Source organism: Pseudomonas sp. MF6767 (genome assembly GCF_016405475.1).
Lineage (GTDB): Bacteria > Pseudomonadota > Gammaproteobacteria > Pseudomonadales > Pseudomonadaceae > Aquipseudomonas > Aquipseudomonas paracarnis.
The window spans coordinates 139,374-162,593 of sequence record NZ_JAEKCY010000015.1 but is presented as its reverse complement, the minus strand read 5'-3'; the positions used below and the strand labels follow the sequence as shown (position 1 = coordinate 162,593).

The following is a 23,220-nucleotide window of genomic DNA, read 5'->3' as shown; positions in this document are numbered from 1 at the left end:
GACGGGGAGGAAAGGGAGGGGTTGGGCGGGAAAGGAAGAAGAAACACCCTCACCGGGTGCTATTATCTGATATAGGCTATTTAGACAGATTATAATGTTACGGAGTCACTCTCCAGTTGTATGCTGTCGCTCTGCTTACATTTAACTCCTTCATGACTTGCTGAATAGACGCCCCGGCTTCAAGCAAGATAATGCCTCGTTCTCTCTTGGTTTTACCTTTTGCTTTTCCGCCTTTCTTGCCTCTTATTGCCTGTATTCTGCTTGTGTGAGTTCTGGCGACATAATCGTCAAAGGTTCCACGGTTAAAGTTTCTATGCGTCCACTTGGCTACGCTCTTTGCCGTATGTTTAACCTCGGATATGTCCAAGGGTGTGGAGAAATTGACGTTGTAGCCTGTGGCACGGTCTAGGCAAGCGTTTAGCCATTGGTTGTAGTCGGGCCAGCCTTGGCGGATGGCTTTGTATGCCCACGCCCTTAACTCATCGAAAAGCATACAGTTGCGACCCAAGCCGTAATCCTCTACGGGCTTCTGTTTGGCCTTTTCCGGCGTTAAATCAACGTAGTCGGCCAAGTCGTCCAATGTGTATGGATCGGCCTGCCATTGGGTCACTATCCAGTGGGGATTTATGGGGTTCTTACAGATCAGGCCGCTGTAGCCTCTGTCTGCTCCAAGGCGACTACGTAAGCCCGCCTCAACGGCTGCAGCGTAGCGTAAAGGGGCGGTTTTGCCGTCCATAGCGGTTCGGACAGGGGTTTGTAGCAAGTAGAGTAAATGAGCGTGCCCATTGGCCGGATTTCGAGCGATTAGGTTCGGAGGTGGTGCCCCTACGGTATCCCAGTGCATACCAGCATCGGTACGGTCTAAGTCAAACACCATCCAATATCTATGGGTAGGGCCATTCGGCTGAATAAGCCTTGCAAGTTTCGCTTTTTCTTTTTTGTTGATTTTTAAGCCGCTGATTAAATCATCGGTGTGATAAGGTCTCTTTGGTAAGTAGTCCTCAAATAGTTTTACGCATCCCATATATTCCTCTTCTAATTATTAATTTAGAAAAAGAAAACCTTGGGAGATGACTTGACAATAATTTTTATGATGGTTAAATGGTTGTGTTGATTAGAATTTTTAAAATTTTATTGTAGTATCCTTCGCCACCTTCCCCAAGGTGGTTTTCTTTTTCTGCTCCTTTCAAGTTGCCATACTTTCGAGCTTTGTCAAACTTGGACGGTAAAAAAGCCCGCTTGTTTGCGGGCTTTTAGTGTTTTGGACTGGATAATTACTGGCTAATAGTATGCTGTCGGCCAGACCTATACCATTCAATGCACTCTTCGAGCGAATCCGTCCACTCATCATCCCTATGTAATGGTACGGGTTGGAATTTCAAAATACAGCTTGCGTCCTTAAAGTCTGGGAGTAGCCAAGATGCTACGGTGTAGCGGAATTGGCTCCAGTCATTCGTAGCCGGATGCATAGATACCGCCAGAAGGTCAAACTCTCCAAAGCGGTATGGTCGGGTGTTTTCCTCGCCTTTTTTACCGCCTCGTGTCTTTTGAGTTTCAACAACATATTTTTCGGGGGAAAGGACTCGATAGCCTTCATTTGCCATCATAGGTCGCTGTTCTTTCTTACGCTGCATCTTTACCTGAATACCAATGTTTCCAATGGTATCGGAAATTTTAAAGTCGAACGGGAGGTCGCCGGGCGGCGTGATGTCTTGCCAGCCTGTTAGTTTATCCAGAACTTCAACTTTGAAACTCGCTTCTGCAATAATCCCCCGGATTCCTCGCTTGGTAAGATCTGAGCCGCGTGAAATGGCTTCCAGTATGACTTCCGCCTGTGCGTTAAACTCATCCTCCAGAGTATGTATTTTTATCTCACTACGGAGGTATTTGAAAATTTCTTCCCGTTCCTCGTTGCTGAGTTCGGATAGACGTTGCCGTAACTCGATCATTCACTGCTCCTTGGCTACCTTTGGGCGTCCAGCCTTCTCCGGCTGGAAATTCATAACGTCCTCACGAGAGACGAGGACATACCCGGCTACGGTCAGGGTGCGGACTCGTCCCCGCTTGATCAGTCGGCCTATGGCTTGTCTGGTAACGCCTCTGAGCCTTGCCGCGTCTGCCTGTGAGACCCATTCGTCTAAATTGGTTGACATTGACAACCCATTAACTTAACCTTGCCGTGTGGTAGGATTTGGCTCGCCATATCCTCGAAAATCCTCTATTAGATCACGGCCAGAATGACTGAACAACTTACCCTTGCAGTTGAAGAAACTGAAAAATTGGCCATTCCTAATATTTTTGAGAATGGCTTTTCTAATCCTTTCTATTCCACCGACCGGGGAGAGGCATATCTCGGGGATTCATTGGATTACCTGAAAAGCATAAAAACCGGGTCGGTTAATCTTGTGGTCACGTCTCCCCCTTATGCTTTGCATTTTAAGAAAGCTTACGGAAACAAAGATAAAGCCGATTACAATGAATGGTTTATCCCGTTTGCTAAGGAAGTAGCCAGAATCCTTACCGATGATGGTAGTTTTGTCCTTAACATTGGCGGTAGTTACAATAAAGGCGAGCCAACACGCTCGATTTATCATTACAAGCTTTTGATCGAATTGGTTGAAACTGTCGGTTTCTACCTTGCACAAGAGTGCTTCTGGTATAATCCCGCAAAAATGCCAGTTCCTGCGGAATGGGTTACTGTTCGCCGTATACGAATTAAAGACTCCGTTGAATACGTTTGGTGGCTATCAAAAACTCCATGGCCCAAGGCAAATAATAGGAACGCCTTACGTCCATACAGTGACGATATGCTTAGATTGAACAAGAAAGGCGTTAAAACTACTACTAGGCCATCTGGGCACGCTATCCGTGACTCCTTCGATAAAGTTCACGCTGGCGGCTCCATACCACCAAATATGATTGACGATGATACGCCAACTGACTTGTTGAAATTCGGAAATAATTCGGCTAACGATTCTTACACGAAAAGATGTAAGGAAGCGGGGATTAAAATACACCCTGCACGCTTTCCGGCTGCTTTGCCTGAGTTTTTTATCAAGCTTCTTACCGATCCCGGTGATGTGGTGCTTGACCCGTTTGCGGGATCTAATACCACTGGGAAAGTGGCTGAAGGATTAAAACGGTATTGGTTTGCCTTTGACCAAGTTGAAGAGTATTTAGAAGCCAGCAAATTTAGATTTGACTGAAATAAAAAGCCCGCATTGCTGCGGGTTTTTTATTGAGTGGGTTTGGCTATTGATAAGGGTCATAAGGGTCTTGAAACGGGCTTGGGGGCTTAGGTTTTAAAAGTCTTCTCTTTCTTGCCTGTTTCGCCTGCTCGGCTTCTTCTCTGTCAAATTCTATTATTTGCGTGTTGGTAAACTTGTCAGATACGAATAGCTGAACTTTTTCTTTAAAGCCAAATGCAACCTTGTTGGGGTCTAGTCCTTTCTCTTCAAGCTGTTCTTTTACAGACCATAGATAGTCGTGTCGCTTTTCTTTTCCCATGTATTTAGCGGTTTGTAAGATGTTTTCTTTCATTTCTTGATACAGGGTATCGGTGTCCTCGTGCATTCGTTTGGCATGTAGTACCTTGTCCACCTTTACGTCAAATTTATGGATTAGTGGTTCTAGTTTTTGGTCAAGTATCGTTATAGCTTGCTTAATTCTTTTGTGCTTTGCGGATTCGGCTGTCACTTTTCCTTTTAAATTATTTAGATTTTTTTGTAATTTATCTTTTTCTGCTTTAAAGTTTTTCCCTAACTCAACTTTTTTGTTTTGTAGCTGTGTAATGTCTCGCTGAATATCTGTTCGTTTTTGCGTGATGGTGCTAAGGATTGTCGTGTTTTCTTTGATTTTGCTTTCAAACTGGGCGAGCCTTTTGCTCCAATGTGTTTCGGCCTTTTCAATCTTAATTTTTAAATTAAGGCTGATTTGTTGGCCTTGGCGTATTTCTTGGTCAATCGTGCCTTTTGTTTGTTGCTTATTCTCGATTTCTATTGAGACTTCCTCAAGTTTATTTTGTTTGTCTTCAAGTTGCTCTTGTCGCATTGTATAAAGGTTAAATGCCCTATCTTCTTTGGCTTTCTTACTTTCAAGCCTGATTTTCTTTCTAAGCTCAAGGTTTTCTTGGGTTTGTTCCAATCTATTAGCTTCAAGTGGTATGTTTTCTGTTTTAAATTTTTTGTTGATGTGCTTGTAAAATAGCTCCTGCAACGCTTCGCCTATTATTTGGCTCTCCTGATATGTCTGTTGCTTGGTGTTTACAGGCGTGTAATCCTTGAAGAATTCAAGATGTTTAATGACTTTGTTGGCAAGCACCGCTTGCTGTTCTGTCAGGTCATATTCCCCGGTTCTTTTGTTTTTACAGTCGATAAAGATATGAGGGTGGTCGCCAACCTTCTTTTTACCTCCCTCTAATTCATCGCCATGGTAAACCGTCAATAGGACGTTATAGTCGGGAAAATATTTGGCGTAGAAGTCCTGAATTGCAGAAACGTAAAATTCAGGCGGTAGATCTACTTGGTTGTGCATGGGGAATTTAAAGAAAGCCTCTTGGATAACCGTTTTACGGCCATCCAGTGGTTTTTCTGCTTGGGTGATAGTGTTGTGTAGGTCTATGTAGTTTTGGACGCTTTTGAGCTTCTGGGCCTTCCTGCTGACCTCGAAGGCTTCAAAATCTTCTTTGACCTGTTCGCCGTCGATGTAATCGCCACGCTCGATCAGATCATCAAGATAGGCGGCTATGGGTTGGCCTACCTCATCTTTAATGATTTTCTTGATTTTGTATTTATATTTGCCTTTAGTTTCTACGTCTTCTTTTCTCTGCTCTTTGCTTCTATTGACCAGATGAAAGGGTGTTAGCGTGTCTTTAATGAATGACAAGGCGGACGCCTCATTCATCGAGACGCGATTGCCGTTAATTATGAATATGTTGTTATGGGATAGGTCTTCGTCCCATTGTATTTTCTTTTCTTCTTTGCTGTGAACACGCAAGGAATGCTTTAAGGATTTGTCTAGTTTTTTAATTGTAGAGACTGAAAAGTTAAGCCTCTTATATAGCATGGTTGTGCTTTTGATTTCATTGCTCATTTAACCCTCAGTAGTTGTTGTTTTTTTTTTTACTCCTAAATTTCAGCGAGATGCTTTTGCTTTGCTCTTGGGTATCCAAAGGGGCACCCTTTGGCCCGACGTTACTACTTCTCATCTTTTGCGAAGCAAAAGTGTGAAGTAGTAACCAAAGGGTTGATAAATGCTTCATGTCGCTTTGCTCATTTCCCTTATTTGTAATTTACCATGGATTAATTTTTAATCAAATTTGTAGGCTGTTTGTGCTTGCGTATGTGTGCGTGCGGTGTAGTAATCTTTATTATTGTTATCTAATATATTTGATATCTATATATTGATAACTAAAGACGCAGGCGTGTGCGTGCGTACACATGAGGCGTGTGCAGGGGCGTGCATTATGCGAGACGATTTGTAAAAAAGATGGTCGTTTAGAAAAGGTCAAAAGCTCTTCTGGTGGGTAAGAGCTTAGGAACCTTTGATTATTGTTCTGATCTTTAACGTGTAACGCTTGCGATTTTAGATTTTTAGCTTGTATTTTAGTTTTGATATTGCATCGTGTTTTTGCTTCGGGCTTGGCCCTGCACTGTATACGTCAAATGTGACGGTTCCGGTCTCATGTCCGACGATTGAGGCAATGAGTATTCCGGGCACGTCTGCACGTTGTAATTGCGTGATAACGGTCTTGCGGAAGCTATGGAAAACGTATTGGCTGTTATATTCAAGAGTGGTTTTTAATCTGCCAAATTGTTTGCTGAGTGCGTCGGATCGGTTTCCGTATTTATTTCCTGCTGGTGAGCTAATCAAGAAACCGTCTTTTGAATTACGGATCAACTTTTCCACGGTTTCTTTTATGGCTGGGTGTATCGGCGTATGTCGTTCGCTGGCGGCGGTTTTTCCATCATAGAAGTAGAAGCATTGAATGCCTTCCTCGGTCACTATGTCTTGGGCTTGAAGCTGGCAAAGCTCTTCAATGCGTGCCCCGGTGTAAGCACCTAATAGTATAAGGTCGGTGAGTGTTTCACGGTTTTTGGTGGCTTTTGCAGCGTCATAAAGCTTTGTAACGTCTTCTGGTGTGAATGCCTTCCTTTCCATTGAACCATCGTTCCTTTTGCTACGGTTGACTGGGAAATCATGCTTTTCAAAGGGGGATTGCTGGTCGCGGTGCAGTTTTTTAAAATTATCGTCGTGCTTAATGGCCCATTTCCAAAAACTTGACCCGGCGAAAAGATATTGCTTTTTAGTCTTAATGGAAAGGTTGAGCGTATCGAGATAGCTGGCAATGCTTTCGTGGTTGAGGTCGCGTTGCTCTGTCTCAAGCCAAGCATTCATCAATTTCAAGCGATTTGCCTGCGTGTCTACTGTCTTTTGAATAATGCCCTTGGTCTTGGTCTGATAGGCTTCAAATGAGGCGATTCTATTAGTTGTAATGGGGGACTTGATTTTGTAGTTGGTGGGGTTGTCGAGAATTGATTTAATTTCTTCAATGCTGCTGACGCTGATGGTTTGCCCTGCGGTGATCTCGTAATGTTCTACGATTTTTTGTAGGCGGATGTAGTCATTAAATCGCTCAATTTTTCGTTCGAGCGGAATATTTTCACCCAATTCATACCATTTTTCTTTGAAAGCTTGGTATTCGCTGAAAGGTTTTTGGCCGTATAGGTCGAAATTGGCTTCAAACGCTTCCTTGGGGCTTTTCCATTTCTGACCATGCAAAATTACGTCGATGATGTAACTTCCGAGTTCGTCCAAGCTTTCCCGGCTGAACCTCGGGTCTACGTCATCGGAATTTTTAGCCATGACAAGGCTTAGTAGCCCGTCTTGCTGGCTTGTCTGAATCATCTGGGAAACGCTAAACGAGGTTTCTGGCAGGTGGTCGGGGGTTGGCCCTGCAATGCGTAGCCGAGCGTTCGCTATGGCCTGTTTCCATACGTGTAGGAACGCCAATTTCTTTACCTGAGCTTCTGGCTTGCTGCCGGTTTTGAGCGATTCGGTGAACTCGCTTCGGTTCAGGACGTGGCGAACGTCCTTCGGGATGCTTAGGCGGACGTGCCAAGTGCCTGACCGTAAAACGAGGTTTTCGCTTGCCATTTTCGTCACTGATCGTTGGATTGGGATGCCGAAAAAGGTAGCTGGTTTTGGTCTGAATTTGTAGCAAAAATTTGTAGCAAAATCGCCTGAAAGCCTTGTAAGCCTTGATTTTAAAGGGGTTGATGGGTTGGTTCGGAAAGTCCCTATCTCTCCGCCATTACATAGAAAAAAGCCCCGCAGCTGAATAAGCTGCGGGGCTTTTTCGTTTCCGGCCGTTATTAATGGCTGTTTCAGGGATTTGTTTTAGTCCTGCCTAGCGCTGTTCAAGGCGCTCAGACGCTTTGCGATAAGCCTGATCACGCTCACGTTTATCAACGGCGACCACGAACACCGTAATTTCCTGATCGATCACTTGATACACCAGCCTGTACTCGCTACTACGCAGTTTGATCTTGTAGCAGTCAGGCAGGCTATGGAGGCGATTAGCTTCAATACGTGGGTTGTTCAGGATTTCGACTAGCTTCTTTTTGAGTTGCTGACGGGGTGTCACCGAGCTTTTGCCATTCCTTCAATGCACGCGCATCAAAATCAAGGCTATAGGTCATCCAAAGAAACCTTCACGCGTTGAGGCGATGCAAGACGCTCACGTACGGTCGCCATCAAGGCTTCATCCTCTTCAGTCATCAGCACAGGCTTAAATGGCAACTGGCCGCGCTCGGCAACATATTGCAGCGCCTGGCGTATCAGTTCGGAAGGGGTGACACCGAGTTTCTCCAGCTCCAGGTAGGCGCGAGTTTTCAGGTCGTCATCGATACGGATGTTGATAGATGCCAAGGGATAGCTCCTTGTGTAATGACGTTGGTCATTACATTGGAGCAATCGGGTTTCATTGGCAAGTCTGTCTAGACATACGGCAATCGCTCTCATCTGTTGATCCTACTTTTTGCTCGTCGGCTTTGCCGGGCGCTTTTTATCGGTTTCTTTCACCGTTTCTCTTGGTCTTTTCTTCGCCTCTTGCTCTGTTACGTATTCACCTGTGACCGCATCGCGATATCTTGTTGGCATATAAGCACCCTTGACAGTATGCCGCCCCGGCGGCGACCTTTTTCAGGCTAGCTCAGAGGCTTATGCGCACAAGGTTCCCTGTGGGCATTCTGGTTACCAAGCTTTTCCGAAACAGGTGCTTACGTTATGCGGAGGCGGCAGTTTTCGGGCAGGGTTGCGTTGGCTGGGGTAGGGCGCTAACCTTCCGCCGTCGTCCTCATGGCGACCAGTTTTGACAGACTGATTTACAGGTGTACGTCCTCCATGCGATTACAGCGTTTCTGCTGTGACGTCGTTTTATGGCGGCTGTGCGTGGGGCATCTTCGGGTGCGCCGGGTCCTGTATACCGGTCTGTCAACCCGCGCACAGCTGCCACCTGATCCTGTTTGACAGCGGGATGTGGCAGTTCCCATTGCATACAGGAGCTACACAATGAGCAATCTCGATTCTGATTCCGAATTTTCCCCTCGTAAAATATTCCATGTAGGCGCTGACGTTGGCACCGAAGAAGCCCTCACAAACGCCACCGAAATCCTGTCATCCGCCCTGCAAACCGCTTACCAATGCGCCGAAGATCCAGTCAGCACGCAGTCACCCGTGATCATGGCCCTGGCTCAATTGATTGAGAACGCGCAAGCCCTGGTGGACGCTGTCCTCGAGCGTGATTTCCCCACGGCCCAATAAACACCTGCTCCGGAAACGAAAAAAGCCTGCTGAACTCAACGCTCAGCAGGCTTTTTTTTGGCTGCAACTCGGTCAGGCAGGCTGCGCCACCAAGCTGTTGCTCACCTTGCGGCCCAACACCAGCACGGTCGCAAACCCCAACCCCACCAACACAGTGGCCAGGCTCAACAACACCGAGCTGCCCATTTGGTCGACGATCCGCCCACCAAAGAACGAGCCCAGGGCAATGATCACCTGAAACAGCGCCACGAACAGCGGCATGCCTCGCTCCACATCCTTGGGCGCTACCACGAACATCCAGATACTGGCGCAGGCCGGGAAGGCGCCAAAGGCAAAGCCCCAGAGCGCGATCAGCACCACGGCGCCTGTCATACCGGTGGCGAAGTAGGGGAACAGTGCAGTGCTGGTACCGATCATCAGCGCGACCAGCAGCAGGGTGTTGCGTACGCTGCGGTTGGCGGCGAAGCCGGCGAACACATTGCCCAGCACGCCCGCCACGCCATACAGCAGCAACAATGAGCCAATCGTTGGCCCGTCGAAGCCGGAGCTGTGTTTAAAGAACGGCGCGACATAGGTATACGCAGCAAAGTGCGCCAGGCCGATCAGCAGTACGGCGATCAACCCGACCCGCGCTTGTGGGTTGATAAACAAAGCTGGCAGGTCACGGATCTGAATGGCTTTCTCAGGGGTGAGTCGCGGCAGCAGGAAGATTTGCGCCAACAGCACCGGAATGCCCACCAACGCCGTGACCAGGAAGGTCATCCGCCAGCCCATCAGGCCGCTGAGCCAGGTACCCACAGGCACGCCCAGAACGGTGGCCAGGGTCACGCCCATCATGATGATCGAGGTGGCCTTTGCTACGCCCACGCCCTTGGGCGCCAGCCGCCCGCTGAGGGCAATGGCCGTGGCCCAGAAGCCGCCGATGCTGATGCCGAGCAATACGCGGCCGAACAGCAGCAGGCTGAAATCATTAGCGAAGGCCACCACCAAGTTGGCGATGATCATCACCAATGTCAGGCCGATCAGCAAGTAACGACGGTCCATGGCGCCAATGCTGACCGACAGAAACGGCGCGGCGAGGGCAGCCATGATGCCGGGCAATGTCACCATCAATCCGGCGTGACCGGCACTGATGCCCAAATCGCTGGCGACGTCGTTGAGTACGCCCACCGGTAGGAACTCACTGGTCACCAGGGCAAAGGCACCCACGGCGACCGAAAGAATCGCCAACCACTGCTGTTTGACGCTTTGTTGATTATGTTCAGGATGCCCGCTAGGGGCCTGGCTCGCGCTTGGCATGGGATTGGGTTCCGGGAGGAATGTCGCCTGAAGCCAGGCGAGGAGGGAATGTGGGGCGATTATAGGAATCAGTGTCGGCAATCGTTCAGGCGCTCGTTTCGATAGTAATCATCAGTGCTATCGATGTGAGCAATCATTTTTCGGCCAACCGCTCCAGAAGACACTCAATAAACACCCCCTCCGCCCGACTCATCTTCTGCTCCCGGTTCCACAACAGATGAATATCCACATCCGCAATCCCCTCATCCGGCGGCAACCGCCACAGCAGCCCGCGCTCCACATCGTCCGCCACCACATGAGTGGGTAAACAGCCCAAGCCAAACCCGGCGATGACCAATCGCCGCACTTCTTCCAGGCTGGAGGATGACGCTACGATCCGCCCGCCAAACCCTTGCTGATCACGGAAAATAGTCAGCGGCGACAACATGCCGCCAATCTGGTCGCTGGTAAAACTCACGAAATTCTCCGATTGCAGATCCCCTTCGACTAACCCTGTGCGTCCGAACAATGGGTGGTGTTTTCCACAAAAGAACGCATAACGCTGACGCAGAAACAGATGCTGTTCCAGGCGCGGTTGTGGCCGGCGATTGAGGCTGAGCCCCAGGGTCGCGGTTTTTTCCAGCAGCGCGGCGACAATGTCGGAGCTGCGCATCACTTCTACTTCCAGATCGACCCGTGGATGTTCGCGATGAAAACCCGCGAGAAAGTCATCGAAAGTGTCGGAATTAATCCGGCTGATCATCAGCAAGCGCACTTTGCCGATCACTTCATCACCCGGCTTTTGCAGGGCGTTGCTCATCTGCGAGACCTGGCCGTACATCTCTCCGGCAATGGCGAAGATCTGCTCACCGGCTTCGGTGAGCACGAAGCGCGGGCCACGGCGCAGGATGAGCTGGCAATCCAGCTGTTCTTCCAGGCGCTTGAGCGCCTGGCTGATGGCCGGTTGCGTCAGATGCAGGCGGGCGGCGGCGCGGCTGATGCTCAGTTCCTGGCCGATCACGCGGAAGGTGCGCAGCAGGTTCCAGTCCAGGCGGTCATTGAGCAGAGGGTGAATATCGCGGCGGAATTCGGGCATGGCGGCGCTCGATATAAGCAGTTCTTATAATCAAGATAATAAATAGAAAATTGACTAATCATAGCCCCTGGCCGAAAAATCGGGTTTAACGAGCGCCACCAGAGCGCACCGGTTTGACTTTCTCCTGCCAAAAAAATAAACAAAGGAGCCAGCCCCATGAAGCCTTCCGCTTCGCCGCAGCCTCGCCGTGCTGCGGCCGCCGCCTTTATCGGCACCATGATCGAGTGGTACGACTTTTACATCTATGCCACCGCTGCAGCGCTGGTGTTCGGTCAACTGTTCTTCCCCTCCGACGATAAATTGTTCAGCACCATGGCCGCGTTCGGCACCTTCGCCGTCGGCTTTTTTGCGCGGCCGTTGGGCGGCATCGTGTTCGGTCATATCGGCGACCGCATCGGCCGCAAGAAATCCCTGGTGATTACCCTCGTGATGATGGGCGTGGTCACGGTGTGCATCGGCCTGTTACCGACCTATGCCCAGATCGGCGCTGCCGCACCGGTGCTGTTGATCCTGTTGCGGGTGGTGCAGGGTATTGCGGTTGGCGGCGAGTGGGGTGGGGCGGTGTTGATGGCTGGCGAGCACGCGCCGAAAGGGCGGCGTAATTTCTTTGCATCCTTCGCGCAGTTGGGCAGCCCGGCCGGTTTGATTCTTTCCTTGCTAGCGTTCAGTGCCGTCACTCGTTTACCTGAAGAGGACCTGCTCAGCTGGGGCTGGCGCCTGCCGTTCCTGGCCAGTGCCTTGCTGTTGATCGTCGGCCTCGCGATTCGCCTGGGTGTGAACGAGTCGCCGGAGTTCCTCGAAGACAAGGCTCTGGCGGAAAAAGCGCGAGCGATCAAGCAGGACCAAGCCCCCGTGCTGGAAGTGCTGAAGACCGCTTGGCGTCCACTGTTGTTGTGCATTGGCGCCAATACGTTGGGAATTGCCGGCGTGTATTTCACCAACACCTTCATGATTGCCTACAGCACTCAGCAACTTAATCTGCCGCGCTCGTTGATTCTGGAATGCCTGTTCTTCGTCGCCATTATTCAGTTCTGCGTCCAGCCGCTGGCCGCCTGGGTGGCGGAGAAGGTCGGCGCTACGCGGTTTCTGTGCGCCATGTGCGTGCTGGCAATGGCCTCGCCGTACCCGATGTTCGTCCTGGTCAGCAGCGCTCAGGCACCGTTGATCATCCTCGGCATTGCCCTGGCGGTGGTGTGCATGGCGTCGTTCTACGCCGTCATCGCAGGTTTTGTCAGCGGCCTGTTTGAAACCCGTGTGCGCTACACCGCGATCTCCCTGGCTTACCAGGTATGCGGCGCGCTGGCCGGCGGCCTGACACCGTTGATCGGCACCTGGCTGGCCCATCAATACTTGGGCCAATGGTGGCCGATGGCAGTGTTTTACAGCGTGATCGCGGCGGTTTCGTTGGTGTGCGTACTGGCCTTGTCCCGCCGCCATGCCACGGCCCACCGCCTGGAAATGGCACACAGTTGAGGGAGTCAGCAATGTTGAAGATTAATGGCGAGCGCCTGTGGCGTAGCCTGATGGACATGGCCGAGATCGGCGCGACCGCACGCGGTGGCAGCTGCCGCCTGGCGTTGAGCGCTGAAGACAAGGCCGGTCGTGAGCTGTTCAGCCACTGGTGTAAAGCAGCCGGCCTGACGTTGAGCGTGGATGCCATCGGCAACCTGTTCGCCCGCCGCGCGGGCACCGACAATGACGCCGCCCCGGTGATGATGGGCAGCCACCTGGATACCCAGCCCGAAGGCGGACGCTTCGATGGGGTGTACGGCGTGTTGGCTGGCCTGGAGGTCATCCGCAGCCTCGACGACCACGGCATCCAGACGCGCAAGCCGTTGGAAATTGCAGTGTGGACCAACGAGGAGGGCGCCCGTTTCACCCCGGCGATGCTGGGCTCGGCAGTGTTCACCGGCACGCTTGCCCTGGACATGGCACTGGCAACCGCTGATGTAGACGGTATCAGCGTGAACGAGGCGTTGCGCACCACCGGCTACAACGGTGAGCGCCCGTTGGGTGGCGCAGTGGATGCGTATTTCGAAGCGCATATCGAGCAAGGCCCGATTCTGGAAGACAACGCCAACAGCATCGGCGTAGTCACCGGTGGTCAAGCGATTCGCTGGCTCGATGTACGGGTCGAAGGCATGGCCGCGCACGCTGGCACCACGCCGATGCCGTTGCGTAAAGATGCGCTGTGCGGCGCGGCAAAAATGATCCAGGCCCTGGAAAACCTCGCTGCCGATTTTGCCCCGCAGGGCCTTACCACTGTGGGTGAACTGAGCATCGCCAAGTCGTCGCGCAACACCATCCCCGGCTTGCTCAACTTTACCGTCGACCTGCGCCATCACCGCGACGCCGACATCGACGCCATGGAGCAGCAAGTGCGTGCACGCCTGCAGGCTATCGCGGACAACCGTGGCCTGAGCGTCACCATCACGCCTCAATGGATCAGCCCGGCTACGCCGTTCGACGCCGAGTGCGTGGCTTGCGTGCAGGCTGCGGTGGACGGCTTGGGCTACAGCCAGCAGACCATCGTCAGCGGCGCCGGCCACGATGCGATTCACCTGGCGCGCTATTGCCCCACCGCGATGATCTTCATCCCCTGCGTCGGCGGCCTCAGCCACAACGAAGCCGAGGATGTCTTGCCCGACGATGTGCGCCAGGGTACCGATGTCTTGCTCAACGCCGTCTTGAAACGCGCCGGGCATGTTCATTTCTAAAGGCCGACGCCGCACCCCTGTGGGAGCTGGCTTGCCTGCGATTGCGCACTGTCAGAGAGCAATGTACTGCCTGATTCACCGCCATCGCAGGCAAGCCAGCTCCCACAGGTTCTGTGTTTATCCAGGAGCAACTCATGAAGACGTTTTTTCACCCCGAACAACTCCTGCATCACCCGCGTAGCTACTATTCCCGCGGCCAGATGCGCACGCCCCAGGAGGTTCCCGAGCGAGCGCGCAACCTGCTGTTGGCTGCGCAAACCCTGGGCTTCGATATCCAGCAACCGACCGATTGCGGTATGGATCCTTTGCTCGCGGTGCACGGCGGCGACTACCTGGCTTTTCTTCAAGAAGCTCACCAGCGCTGGAAAGAAATTCCCGAAGACTGGGGCGACGAAGTCATGTCCAACATCTTCGTGCGTGAACCCAATGCCTTGCGCGGCATCCTGGCTCAGGCGGCACGCTACCTGGCCGATGGCAGTTGCCCCATCGGTGAGTTGACCTGGCGCTCGGCTTATTGGTCAGCCCAAAGCGCCATCGCCGCAGCGGGAGACATCCTCGACGGCGCCCCTGCCGCCTACGCCTTGTGCCGGCCCCCGGGCCATCACGCCCGCTTCGACGCGGCCGGTGGCTTCTGTTACATCAACAATGCGGCCGTGGCTGCGCAGGCACTGCGCCAAGGTTTCCAGCGTGTCGCCGTGCTCGATACCGATATGCATCACGGCCAAGGCATCCAGGAAATTTTCTACGACCGCGACGACGTGCTGTATGTGTCGATCCACGGCGACCCGACCAACTTCTATCCTGGCGTCGCAGGCTTTGCCGAGGAAAAAGGCAACGGCGCCGGCGAGGGGTACAACCTCAACCTGCCGATGCCCCATGGTGCCAGCGAAGCGGTGTTCTTTGAAAAACTGGAGCAGGCCCTGGCAGCGGTGAAGGACTTCTCGGCGGATGTGCTGGTGTTGTCACTGGGCTTCGATATCTATGAGCTGGACCCACAAAGCAAAGTCGCGGTGACGCGGGAAGGCTTTGTGCGGTTGGGAGCCCGCATCCGTGCGCTGGGGTTGCCCTGCGTGATCGTGCAGGAAGGCGGGTATCACTTGGAAACGTTGGACAGTAATGCCCAGGCGTTTTTCGGTGCACCAGCGGCTTGGAACTCGCTATCAGGCCCTTCATTAAAGGATGTTTGAACGCTAAAAGCCTGCTGATCAGTTTTCAGCAGGCTTTTCAGCCCTTGTCGGGTGCTCGTTCTGATCTGCGTGCAACAACGCCGTGTAGTCTTGCCCGCCATAAAACACCCCTACTATCGATACCGTTTTGAAGTCAGGCTTCACCCTGAAAGCAATAATGGTGCTGCGACGATAGTGAGTGATGCGCAAGTCTTTCAGCAGGTCGTCACGGCGCATGCCACGCAAGGGAAACAGGGCAAGGCTTTCGCAGTAGCTGACAAGATTGTCGATAAAACGCGCCGCTACAGGAGGGGAGCCGACATCGCTGATGTAGTCTTCGAGAGCATCGAGTTGCGCCAAGACCTCGGGCGAGAAAACTACCGAGTAGCTCACGCTTCCCCTGTGCCTTTGCGCTGACGTCTGGCGGCCATATGTTCGCGGACCTGTTCTGGCGATAACCCAAGCTCAGGCTTCGCCTCAAGGGCGGTCGCTGCGGGGATGACTTCGGCTCTGAGCCAATCCTCCATGGCACGATCACGCGCCAGCAACGCCCGCAGGCCGTCGCGAATCACTTCACTTTCGCTGGCATATTCGCCAGCAGCCACCTTGGCTTTGACCAGAGCCGCCATTTCAAGGGGCAAGGTGATGCTCATTTGCTGGGTTGAGCGCATGGGTGTATCCGCCTGAGGTGAGTGGGATTCAATCCTACTCGACCATTGGCGCGATGCAAGAAGCAACTGATCGATGCCGATGCCCGGCGCCTCGTCGTCCATCCAGAAGGGGTAGGTTTCCATGAGTTGCTACGTCTCCAGTTGTGTAGGTCAGGCCGAAAGTATTGACCCGTTTTGGCGATCGCGTTGCCGTAGGTGGCTGATAACCTGCTGATATGTATGACTTCATATGTGTAACAGGATGATCTCGGCAAACCATCTAGGCACACATGGCGTCCCACCGGCTCCCATACGATAATGCTCGCCACCTCGACCACCTTTGGCCTGCCTCCCGTGATCATCAACTTCGACCTCAACGACCTCCAAGCTTTCCGCGCCGTGGTGGACAAGGGCAGTTTTCGTGGCGCTGCCGAGGCCATCCGTATCTCGCAACCGGCCCTCAGTCGGCGTATCGAAAAGCTCGAATCCGCGCTGGATGTAAAGCTGTTCGAACGCACCACGCGACGGGTCAGCCTGACCATGGTCGGGCGTGCATTTTTACCCCAGGTCGAGCGCATGCTCGACGATCTCGACATCGCGCTGATGGGTATCAGCAACGTCGCCTCGACGCGCATGGGTAATGTCACCATCGCCTGCGTGCCGTCTACCGCGTACTACTTCATGCCCCACGTAATCTCCGAGTTCCACAAGCTGTATCCGAAGATTCGCCTGCGGGTGCTGGATGCCAGTGCCGGCGAGGTGTGCAATGCGGTGGCCAGCGGCGAGGCGGACTTTGGCGTGAGTTTCAGCGGTAGCCTGGCCGATGAGGTGGAATTCGAGTTGCTGCTGCAGGAGCGCTACGTGCTGGCCTGCCGGCGTGATCACCCTCTGGCTGGGCGTGACAGCGTGAGCTGGACCGAGGCCTATGAGCATGACTACATCGAGGTGGACAAGACGTCGGGCAACCGCTTCCTGCTCGACCAGGCCTTGCGTGGGGTGCGGGTGAAAAAGCCGAGTATCTGCGAGACGCACCACGTGACCACCATGATCGGGCTGGTGGAGGCGGGGCTGGGAGTGGCGATGGTGCCGTCGATTGCGATGCCGGCGCACACTCACCCGATTCTGGTCAGTGTGCCGCTGGTGGAGCCCCAGGTGCTGCGCAATGTGGGCTTGATCAAGCGCCGCGGGCGGACGTTGCCACCGGCGGCGCTGGAGTTGGAGCGACTGGTACGGGAGATGCCGTTCCGGTCAGCGTGACACCGAGTCCAGGCCGGTGGATTGCACCTCCTGCTGGGCCTCGGGCGATGCCATGAACTGCAACAGTGCCTTGGCCTGCTCAGGGTGTTTGGCGTTCACTGGAATACCGGCGGCGAAACGGGTAACGGACTGCACGTCTTCCGGGATCTTGCCTACGAACGTCACGCCCTTGACTGGCAACAATTCCGCCACTTGTTGCAAGCCGACCTCGTAATCACCCTTGGCCACCTGTTCGCCCACCGGCACGCGTTGGATCATGGTGCCCTTGGCCGGCATGCCGAGCTTCTTGAACAATTCCTTCTCGACATAAACGCCGCTTGCGCTATCCGAATAGGCCACCGATTTGGCTTTGCTCAGCACGGCCTTCAACTCGGCGTCTGTATTGATCACAGGTTTGGCCGCACCTTCCTTCACCACCAGGCCAATCCGCGAGTCGGCCAGCTCCACGCGGGACGCGGGATCGACTTTGCCTTGTTTGATCAACTCATCCAGGGCATAGCCGACCATGATCACCACATCGGCCTGTTCGCCACGGGCCAGGCGGTTGGGAATCGCTTCCGGCGCCTTGCCCATGGACGGGCCAAGGATGGTGTCGAGGGTGTCACCGCTTTGCTCGGCGTATTGCGGGCCGAGCAATTTATACGCGGCGGTGAAGCCGCCCGAGGTCATGACCTTGAGTTGTTCGGCCTGGGCTGATAGCGCCAGGGTGCCGAGGACGACAGCAGCGAGGGTTTTGAACAGCGGCTTCATTGCGCAGCCTCCTGCATGACTTGGCCGCGGGTATTGGCGCGGCGATACAACGCCAGGGTCGAACACAATGCACACAGCGCGGCGAAGATCATCCAATACGCAGGTGAAGCCTTGTCTTCGGTGATGTGAATGAACCAGGTGGAGATCGCTGGCGTGAAGCCACCGAACACTGCTGTCGCCAGGCTGTAGGCCAGGGAGAAACCCGCCACACGCACTTCCACCGGCATGATTTCAGTCAACGCCGGGATCATCGCGCCGTTATACATGCCATACAGGAACGAGAACCACAGCAGGGTTTCCAGCATGTGCGCAAAGCTTGGTGCGTTGACCACGTAGGACAATGCCGGATAAGCCGTAAGGACAGTCAGCACCGTCATGGCAATCAGCACGGGTTTACGGCCGAAGCGGTCGCTTAACGTGCCGCCGATCGGCAGCCAGAAAAAGTTCGAGATCGCGACCAGCAAGGTCACCAGCAAGGCGTCCGAGGTGCTCAGGTGCAACACGGTTTTACCGAAAGTCGGCGCGTACACGGTGATCAGGTAGAACGCGGTGGTGGTCATGGCCACCATCAGCATGCCGCCGATGACCACGGTCCAGTTCTTCACCAGGGTCGCCATCACTTCACGCATGGTCGGGCGATGCTTGCGGTTGGCGAACTCTTCGGTTTCCTGCAGGTTGCGACGCAGCACGAAGATGAACGGAATGATCACGCAGCCGACGGCGAACGGAATACGCCAGCCCCAATCGGCCACCACCGCAGGTTCCATCCACACGTTCAGGCCATAACCCAGGGCCGCGGCGACGACGATGGAGATCTGTTGGCTGCCCGACTGCCAACTGGTGTAGAAGCCTTTACGGCCCGGCGTGGCCATTTCGGACAGGTACACCGACACGCCACCCAGCTCCGCACCGGCCGAGAAACCTTGCAGCAGGCGCCCCAGCAGCACCAGAAACGGCGCCCATAGGCCGATGGTCTGATAACTCGGCACCAGCACGATCAGTAGCGTACCGCTGGCCATGATCGACAAGGTCACGATCAAGCCTTTGCGACGGCCCACGTCATCGATGTAGGCACCCAGAATAATCGCGCCCAATGGACGCATCAGGAAGCCAGCGCCGAACACGGCGAAGGTCATCATTAATGACGCAAACTCATTAGCGGCCGGGAAGAACGCGGCAGCGATATAGGTGGCGTAGAAACCGAACAGAAAGAAGTCGAACTGTTCGAGGAAATTGCCCGAAGTAACGCGCAATACCGCGCCTACTTTCGAGGGGGCAGCCGCAGGCCGGGAAGGGGTCGTCATGGTTTTGTGTCTCCAGCGTTCTTTTTAAAGTGCTTGTTTCGCTTAAGACTTGGGATAGTGGCTGACACATTTAGAAATGATAAGTGACTAATTTGGATGAATTGATGCGTATTTGCTATCAATCCATTCCGGCTTCAAGACAACCCGCCGTGTCCTATGCTTGAAGCTGTTTCCAATTCTTATGGGCGGAGGCCGTTATGGGGAACGAACACAAGCAGCACAACGAGCCGGAGCGTGAAGAACCCCGGCGGCAGCGCGAAGACGAAAAGCCGCAAACCTGGAAGCATCCGGACGATGGCACCGAGCTTTCCGAGCGTGACCAGGAGCGACCGCTCAAGCCTTGAGTCAGGTAAACGCGGTCTAATTGGGGGAGCGGGCTTGCTCGCGAAGGCGGTGTGTCAGTCAACGGAGTCGTCGGCTGATCCACCGCCTTCGCGAGCAAGCCCGCTCCCACATTTTTAAGCGCAGCGGCAACCTTCAAACGCAGATTTACCGTCCCCAACCCGTTATTGAGCAGTACGCACATAGACGCAGCCCCGCAGCCTTCCTAAACTGCCGCTTGTCTTGGGGAAAGGGGCAGGCGCCGATGAATCGCAATGAATTACGCAAGGCCGACATCAATCTGATGGTGGTCTTTGAAGCACTGATGCTCGAGCGCAATGTGACGCGGGTTGCGGAGAAGCTGTTTCTCGGCCAACCGACCATCAGTTCGGCCCTCAACCGCCTGCGTACCCTCTTCAACGACCCACTGTTTATTCGTGTCGGCCATCGCATGGAGCCTACGGCGCGCGCCGAGGAGATCATCCAGCACCTGTCGCCGGCCCTCGACTCGCTGTCTTCGGCCCTGAGCCTGACCCATGATTTCGACCCGTCCATCAGCACCATGACTTTCCGCATCGGCCTGTCCGATGACGTTGAGTTCGGCCTGCTGCCACCCTTGCTACGGGCCTTGCGTCAGGAAGCGCCGCAGGTGGTGTTCGTGGTGCAGCATGTGGATTATTGGCGCATTCCCGACCTGCTGGCTTCTGGCGATATTACCGTCGGAATCACCCAGACCCGCGGGTTGCCGGCCAATGCCAAGCGCAAGCTATTGCGGCACATCCGCCCGTGCCTGCTGCGCGCCGATGCCTCGGACACCCCGCTGACCCTTGACGAATATTGCGCACGGCCCCACGTGCTGGTGTCCCACACCGCCAATGTGGCCGGGTTTGCCGATGAGTGGCTGGCAGAGGTGGGCCGCAAACGCCATGTAGTGCTCTCGGTGCCGCAATACAGTTCGTTGCCGGCCTTGCTTGCCGGCACCGACATGATCGCCAGCCTGCCGGATTACACCGCCCAGGCTATGGCCGCCAGCGGGAATCTGTTCTGCGAGCCGTTCCCGTTCGAAACCCCGACCCTGGATTTGTCCATGGTGTGGCTCAGCCACGTTGACACAGACCCGGCGGAACGCTGGATGCGCTCGCGGCTGGAGGCATTCATGAGTGATCGCGGGTTGGTAGCGAATAAAGCCTGAGGTTTATACCCGTGCTAGGGGAAGGAGGGGGGCGCCTCAAGAACGGCTAATCCTGAACGTGCTCTTCTTGAACGGGGTTGCCAATCAGCGACGCACGCAAAATACGGATGCGTTGTTCGGAGTGATAGGCGCCTGCTTCCGTAAACCTGAGGAATGCTCGCGCGCAACACTTACAGCCCCAGACGCTTGAAATATTATAAGGAAAGAAATCAAAGCAGATAGGCGCGTCTTCAGACCAGAAATGGGTACCGTTCGGGTGGTATTCCTCAAGGCTGAGTTCTTGTGCCCTATCGGTCGAGATTTCGCCTAGGAAGCGCAACAGGCTGCTCGCCTCGAGTGTTTTGGGTAAGGTTTCCCACCCCTGCGACAAGCCCCGAATACAAGAGCAGGCAGTAGTCTCCAGCGAAGAGCGTTCGGCAATCTGCCTGATATTTTCTGGCGTGAGTATCATTTTTATGCAGTTCCAGGCAGTAATAGCTCAGATTCGATTCTTGCTTAAAACCAGTTTGTTCAAATAGCTTTCAACTCTGGGTAAAACAAACTGCAGTATCTTCGGCATGGTGTGAATAGGCAGTTGGCAGCATGCAAAATACAACGCCATTGTGGGCGATAAGCTGACACCAAGAGCAGACCATAATAGTCCAACATTTCTATTGCCACCGTTGAGTGCCATGGTGAACTTGGCGATCAATGACCCGGGATATAAGCAGCCCATGAGGAGCTGCAGGCAGACGTTGATGCAATAGGCAATGGCGATCATCGAGATGGCCAACGACGGGGTCTCCAGAATTACCTGCTGCATGCCCGCCATCGTGCCTACTGCAAAGAGGAAAAGCGCGATGACGACAATACCGTCAATAGCCAGGCCGTGCGTGGCGACGAAGGTGTGCGAAAAACGACGTATCAAAATAGCAGCGCCTTCGGCGCCTCCTATCAACACGGCCAGTCTGATCGCCAGATCAACGGGGTTCAAGGAGAGTGAAAGGCCATCAGCGAATAGGTGGAGTATCATCGGAGCGGTGACAGGGATAATTGCCATTGAGCAGAGCGCAGTCACCAGTGACATGGAAGGGTCAAGCCCGAGCATTCTCGCGACGGCTGCATTTCCGCTGGCGGGCGGGGCGGCAACAGCGATGGCTATCGCAAGGGAAAGTTCTTGATTGCCGGTGAGGTAAAGCGAAAGCATTCCAAAAATATAAGGGCAAGCCACCACCATCAGGGCTGGAAATATCAGGGATATTTTCAAGTTTCTGGCTGCAGTGATGACTTCAGCGTTGTTAATACGCAGGAGAGTGCCCAGGACAAATATGAAAACCATGACGGCGAGCAATGGCCTCGCCAAGTCTGCAAGATAGGGAATAGCCAATCCAATTGCGCAACCGCATGCGAGTACGGTAGGCCCTCTGCGCGTAATTTCGGGCAGAATTCTATGCATATGAGTGCTCTCGAGGCGACGTCCCTTTCGGGACGCTGCTATTAGGTACGCAGAGTTATTTCAGGTGTGACAGATGGCGGTGGCGAGTTCCTGGATTGCCTCACGACCAGGCGCCCATCGATCAGAATCGAGGTAATACTTGGAAGGTCACCACTGCTGAAACTTCCAAGTACGCTGGGTTGCGCTCCTCCCAAAGGCCCACAGGCGATCAGAATGTCGGCTTCTCTTCCGACGCCCAGAATCCCCCGATTCAACTTTCTCACCTTGGCGGTGTTACCCGTTGCGAAACAGACGGCCTTTTCCGGTGGAACGTCGCCGAAACTACTGAGCAAGGCAATTGCCCTGAGCATGCCAAGCGCGGGAACCCCACATCCGGCAGGGGAATCCGTGCCAATGACGATACGGTCCAGTTGGTTCATTTCTCGTGCGTAATTCAGGGTGGTGACCGCCGCGAACTCGTTGCCGTTATGTACGATTTCCAGGGCACCCAGACAGCCTTCACACAGGCATCTGATTTGGCTGGGTGCCAGTGCGGTATAGCCGCCATTGATGTGCCCGATGATATCGGGCGCAATTTCAAGGATCTCTTCTGCACCCATGCTCTGGGAGGTAGAAATTGAAGGACCGCCCGTGTGGGTAATGGAAGTCATGCCGTGTTTGCGAGCCATCTTGACCAATTCAGCTGCACGACTGACTGACTTGACCGGGCCTATCCCGACCTCTCCCAGTTGGTTGATGCCTTGAGCAACCATTGCGGCGAAATCCTCATCCGAAAATTCATCGTTGAGCAGTGGCGCGCCGGCTTCCATTTTTATTCCGCTAGGGCGCGCATTGGAGAAAGAGCGCTGCGCTGCGATTGCCATGGCGATAGTACCGACCCTGTCGGTCGGTAGCCCCGGAACGTGCACTTCCCCGGCAGAGATCATGGTCGTCACGCCGCCCTGCAAGGAGTGCCAGATCCAATTGTGGTTGCCAGAGCGCGGGCTGTACTCACCCAGGGTCGGGTGAGTGTGGTTGTCGATCAAACCTGGCATGACCGTGCTCTGCTTGGCGTCAATCACCAGGTCTGCGTGTGAAAAATCCACATCTGCTGCCTGACCCACGTAGGTGATCATTCCATCAACACTGACGAGGGTATCTGCTGTAATGAGTGGAGACGCGAGATCACCCGTGAGGAAAGTGCCTATATTATGAATAATTGATGTATATGGCTTATGGTTCGACATTTAAT

The 23,220-nt window shown here is 53.8% G+C and carries 22 protein-coding genes and 1 pseudogene; 8 read left to right on the top strand and 15 right to left on the bottom strand.

Annotated elements, in window-relative coordinates; all coding sequences use genetic code 11:
- Positions 1-97 precede the first annotated feature (97 nt).
- The gene (locus JFT58_RS22170) at positions 98-1,024 is read right to left on the bottom strand and encodes a replication initiation protein (protein WP_198834604.1); all 927 of its coding nucleotides are present in this window, start codon (positions 1,022-1,024) and stop codon (positions 98-100) included.
- A gap of 250 nt (positions 1,025-1,274) precedes the next feature.
- Positions 1,275-1,949, bottom strand: coding sequence for a hypothetical protein (locus JFT58_RS22165; protein ID WP_198834603.1), 675 nt, complete (start codon positions 1,947-1,949; stop codon positions 1,275-1,277).
- A gap of 288 nt (positions 1,950-2,237) precedes the next feature.
- On the opposite strand from JFT58_RS22165, the gene JFT58_RS22160 reads away from it, so the two are divergent.
- Complete coding sequence (locus JFT58_RS22160) at positions 2,238-3,206, top strand: DNA-methyltransferase (protein WP_078481968.1); 969 nt, start codon at positions 2,238-2,240, stop codon at positions 3,204-3,206.
- 46 nt (positions 3,207-3,252) lie between these two features.
- Here JFT58_RS22160 and JFT58_RS22155 read toward each other — a convergent pair whose 3' ends face one another.
- The 4 genes and pseudogenes from JFT58_RS22155 to JFT58_RS22140 all read right to left on the bottom strand — a co-directional run bounded on the left by JFT58_RS22155 (position 3,253) and on the right by JFT58_RS22140 (position 7,929).
- Positions 3,253-5,091, bottom strand: coding sequence for a hypothetical protein (locus JFT58_RS22155; protein WP_198834602.1), 1,839 nt, complete (start codon positions 5,089-5,091; stop codon positions 3,253-3,255).
- 492 nt (positions 5,092-5,583) lie between these two features.
- A complete protein-coding gene (locus JFT58_RS22150) occupies positions 5,584-7,155 on the bottom strand; it encodes a site-specific integrase (RefSeq protein ID WP_198834601.1) in 1,572 nt (523 codons plus the stop codon).
- 253 nt (positions 7,156-7,408) lie between these two features.
- Positions 7,409-7,700 (bottom strand): annotated as a pseudogene (locus JFT58_RS22145) (type II toxin-antitoxin system RelE family toxin).
- Positions 7,690-7,929: a type II toxin-antitoxin system RelB/DinJ family antitoxin gene (locus tag JFT58_RS22140; protein WP_054897605.1), complete on the bottom strand. Its 240-nt coding sequence runs from the start codon at positions 7,927-7,929 to the stop codon at positions 7,690-7,692. The pseudogene JFT58_RS22145 and the gene JFT58_RS22140 overlap by 11 nt, the downstream one beginning before the upstream one ends.
- Before the next feature lie 642 nt (positions 7,930-8,571).
- On the opposite strand from JFT58_RS22140, the gene JFT58_RS22135 reads away from it, so the two are divergent.
- Positions 8,572-8,823: a DUF6124 family protein gene (locus JFT58_RS22135; RefSeq protein WP_054897604.1), complete on the top strand. Its 252-nt coding sequence runs from the start codon at positions 8,572-8,574 to the stop codon at positions 8,821-8,823.
- Positions 8,824-8,895: 72 nt separating this feature from the next.
- On the opposite strand, the gene JFT58_RS22130 is transcribed toward JFT58_RS22135, so the two are convergent.
- On the bottom strand, positions 8,896-10,122 hold the full coding sequence (locus tag JFT58_RS22130; RefSeq protein WP_054897603.1) for an MFS transporter: 1,227 nt from the start codon (positions 10,120-10,122) through the stop codon (positions 8,896-8,898).
- Between the two features lie 133 nt (positions 10,123-10,255).
- On the bottom strand, positions 10,256-11,197 hold the full coding sequence (locus JFT58_RS22125) for a LysR family transcriptional regulator (RefSeq protein ID WP_054897602.1): 942 nt from the start codon (positions 11,195-11,197) through the stop codon (positions 10,256-10,258).
- Positions 11,198-11,353: 156 nt separating this feature from the next.
- Here JFT58_RS22125 and JFT58_RS22120 point away from each other — a divergent pair, with 156 nt between their 5' ends.
- The 3 genes from JFT58_RS22120 (at position 11,354) to JFT58_RS22110 (ending at position 15,101) form a co-directional block, all read left to right on the top strand.
- Positions 11,354-12,670 (top strand): MFS transporter, encoded by a 1,317-nt coding sequence (locus JFT58_RS22120; RefSeq protein WP_054897601.1) that lies wholly within the window; start codon positions 11,354-11,356, stop codon positions 12,668-12,670.
- An 11-nt stretch (positions 12,671-12,681) separates the two neighbouring features.
- Positions 12,682-13,914 carry a Zn-dependent hydrolase gene (locus tag JFT58_RS22115; protein ID WP_057975667.1) on the top strand — a complete coding sequence of 411 codons (1,233 nt, stop codon included), beginning with the start codon at positions 12,682-12,684 and terminating at the stop codon, positions 13,912-13,914.
- Between the two features lie 134 nt (positions 13,915-14,048).
- Positions 14,049-15,101 carry a histone deacetylase family protein gene (locus JFT58_RS22110; protein WP_198834600.1) on the top strand — a complete coding sequence of 351 codons (1,053 nt, stop codon included), beginning with the start codon at positions 14,049-14,051 and terminating at the stop codon, positions 15,099-15,101.
- A gap of 18 nt (positions 15,102-15,119) precedes the next feature.
- On the opposite strand, the gene JFT58_RS22105 is transcribed toward JFT58_RS22110, so the two are convergent.
- A complete protein-coding gene (locus JFT58_RS22105) occupies positions 15,120-15,473 on the bottom strand; it encodes a type II toxin-antitoxin system RelE/ParE family toxin (protein WP_034126594.1) in 354 nt (117 codons plus the stop codon).
- Positions 15,470-15,874 (bottom strand): ribbon-helix-helix domain-containing protein, encoded by a 405-nt coding sequence (locus JFT58_RS22100; RefSeq protein ID WP_080757712.1) that lies wholly within the window; start codon positions 15,872-15,874, stop codon positions 15,470-15,472. The genes JFT58_RS22105 and JFT58_RS22100 overlap by 4 nt, the downstream gene beginning before the upstream one ends.
- A gap of 210 nt (positions 15,875-16,084) precedes the next feature.
- Here JFT58_RS22100 and JFT58_RS22095 point away from each other — a divergent pair, with 210 nt between their 5' ends.
- Positions 16,085-16,987 carry a LysR family transcriptional regulator gene (locus tag JFT58_RS22095; protein ID WP_034127031.1) on the top strand — a complete coding sequence of 301 codons (903 nt, stop codon included), beginning with the start codon at positions 16,085-16,087 and terminating at the stop codon, positions 16,985-16,987.
- Here the strand turns inward: JFT58_RS22095 and JFT58_RS22090 are convergent.
- On the bottom strand, positions 16,979-17,737 hold the full coding sequence (locus JFT58_RS22090; RefSeq protein WP_034126595.1) for a substrate-binding domain-containing protein: 759 nt from the start codon (positions 17,735-17,737) through the stop codon (positions 16,979-16,981). The genes JFT58_RS22095 and JFT58_RS22090 overlap by 9 nt on opposite strands.
- Positions 17,734-19,041, bottom strand: coding sequence for an MFS transporter (locus tag JFT58_RS22085; RefSeq protein WP_003189550.1), 1,308 nt, complete (start codon positions 19,039-19,041; stop codon positions 17,734-17,736). Before JFT58_RS22085 ends, JFT58_RS22090 begins: the two co-directional genes overlap by 4 nt.
- 197 nt (positions 19,042-19,238) lie before the next feature.
- Here JFT58_RS22085 and JFT58_RS22080 point away from each other — a divergent pair, with 197 nt between their 5' ends.
- Together JFT58_RS22080 and JFT58_RS22075 are read left to right on the top strand one after the other, a co-directional pair.
- The gene (locus JFT58_RS22080) at positions 19,239-19,385 is read left to right on the top strand and encodes a hypothetical protein (protein WP_169918770.1); all 147 of its coding nucleotides are present in this window, start codon (positions 19,239-19,241) and stop codon (positions 19,383-19,385) included.
- A 242-nt stretch (positions 19,386-19,627) separates the two neighbouring features.
- On the top strand, positions 19,628-20,554 hold the full coding sequence (locus JFT58_RS22075; protein WP_003189553.1) for a LysR substrate-binding domain-containing protein: 927 nt from the start codon (positions 19,628-19,630) through the stop codon (positions 20,552-20,554).
- Between the two features lie 46 nt (positions 20,555-20,600).
- On the opposite strand, the gene JFT58_RS22070 is transcribed toward JFT58_RS22075, so the two are convergent.
- The 3 genes from JFT58_RS22070 to JFT58_RS22060 all read right to left on the bottom strand — a co-directional run bounded on the left by JFT58_RS22070 (position 20,601) and on the right by JFT58_RS22060 (position 23,215).
- Positions 20,601-21,005: a hypothetical protein gene (locus JFT58_RS22070; protein WP_054897598.1), complete on the bottom strand. Its 405-nt coding sequence runs from the start codon at positions 21,003-21,005 to the stop codon at positions 20,601-20,603.
- A 27-nt stretch (positions 21,006-21,032) separates the two neighbouring features.
- Positions 21,033-21,920: a hypothetical protein gene (locus JFT58_RS22065; protein ID WP_229999924.1), complete on the bottom strand. Its 888-nt coding sequence runs from the start codon at positions 21,918-21,920 to the stop codon at positions 21,033-21,035.
- Positions 21,921-22,030: 110 nt separating this feature from the next.
- Positions 22,031-23,215 carry an amidohydrolase family protein gene (locus JFT58_RS22060; RefSeq protein WP_054897596.1) on the bottom strand — a complete coding sequence of 395 codons (1,185 nt, stop codon included), beginning with the start codon at positions 23,213-23,215 and terminating at the stop codon, positions 22,031-22,033.
- Between the last annotated feature and the right edge of the window lie 5 nt (positions 23,216-23,220).

Bases quoted from the DNA above. Each gene is read 5' to 3' on its own strand.
- JFT58_RS22170 (WP_198834604.1), bottom strand. From the start codon at position 1,024: ATGGGATGCGTAAAACTATTTGAGGACTACTTACCAAAGAGACCTTAT.
- JFT58_RS22060 (WP_054897596.1), bottom strand. From the start codon at position 23,215: ATGTCGAACCATAAGCCATATACATCAATTATTCATAATATAGGCACT.
- JFT58_RS22075 (WP_003189553.1), top strand. From the start codon at position 19,628: ATGAATCGCAATGAATTACGCAAGGCCGACATCAATCTGATGGTGGTC.
- JFT58_RS22090 (WP_034126595.1), bottom strand. From the start codon at position 17,737: ATGAAGCCGCTGTTCAAAACCCTCGCTGCTGTCGTCCTCGGCACCCTG.
- JFT58_RS22100 (WP_080757712.1), bottom strand. From the start codon at position 15,874: ATGGAAACCTACCCCTTCTGGATGGACGACGAGGCGCCGGGCATCGGC.
- JFT58_RS22135 (WP_054897604.1), top strand. From the start codon at position 8,572: ATGAGCAATCTCGATTCTGATTCCGAATTTTCCCCTCGTAAAATATTC.
- JFT58_RS22080 (WP_169918770.1), top strand. From the start codon at position 19,239: ATGGGGAACGAACACAAGCAGCACAACGAGCCGGAGCGTGAAGAACCC.
- JFT58_RS22165 (WP_198834603.1), bottom strand. From the start codon at position 1,949: ATGATCGAGTTACGGCAACGTCTATCCGAACTCAGCAACGAGGAACGG.
- JFT58_RS22120 (WP_054897601.1), top strand. From the start codon at position 11,354: ATGAAGCCTTCCGCTTCGCCGCAGCCTCGCCGTGCTGCGGCCGCCGCC.
- JFT58_RS22155 (WP_198834602.1), bottom strand. From the start codon at position 5,091: ATGAGCAATGAAATCAAAAGCACAACCATGCTATATAAGAGGCTTAAC.
- JFT58_RS22150 (WP_198834601.1), bottom strand. From the start codon at position 7,155: ATGGCAAGCGAAAACCTCGTTTTACGGTCAGGCACTTGGCACGTCCGC.
- JFT58_RS22070 (WP_054897598.1), bottom strand. From the start codon at position 21,005: ATGATACTCACGCCAGAAAATATCAGGCAGATTGCCGAACGCTCTTCG.
- JFT58_RS22085 (WP_003189550.1), bottom strand. From the start codon at position 19,041: ATGACGACCCCTTCCCGGCCTGCGGCTGCCCCCTCGAAAGTAGGCGCG.
- JFT58_RS22115 (WP_057975667.1), top strand. From the start codon at position 12,682: ATGTTGAAGATTAATGGCGAGCGCCTGTGGCGTAGCCTGATGGACATG.
- JFT58_RS22160 (WP_078481968.1), top strand. From the start codon at position 2,238: ATGACTGAACAACTTACCCTTGCAGTTGAAGAAACTGAAAAATTGGCC.
- JFT58_RS22110 (WP_198834600.1), top strand. From the start codon at position 14,049: ATGAAGACGTTTTTTCACCCCGAACAACTCCTGCATCACCCGCGTAGC.
- JFT58_RS22125 (WP_054897602.1), bottom strand. From the start codon at position 11,197: ATGCCCGAATTCCGCCGCGATATTCACCCTCTGCTCAATGACCGCCTG.
- JFT58_RS22130 (WP_054897603.1), bottom strand. From the start codon at position 10,122: ATGCCAAGCGCGAGCCAGGCCCCTAGCGGGCATCCTGAACATAATCAA.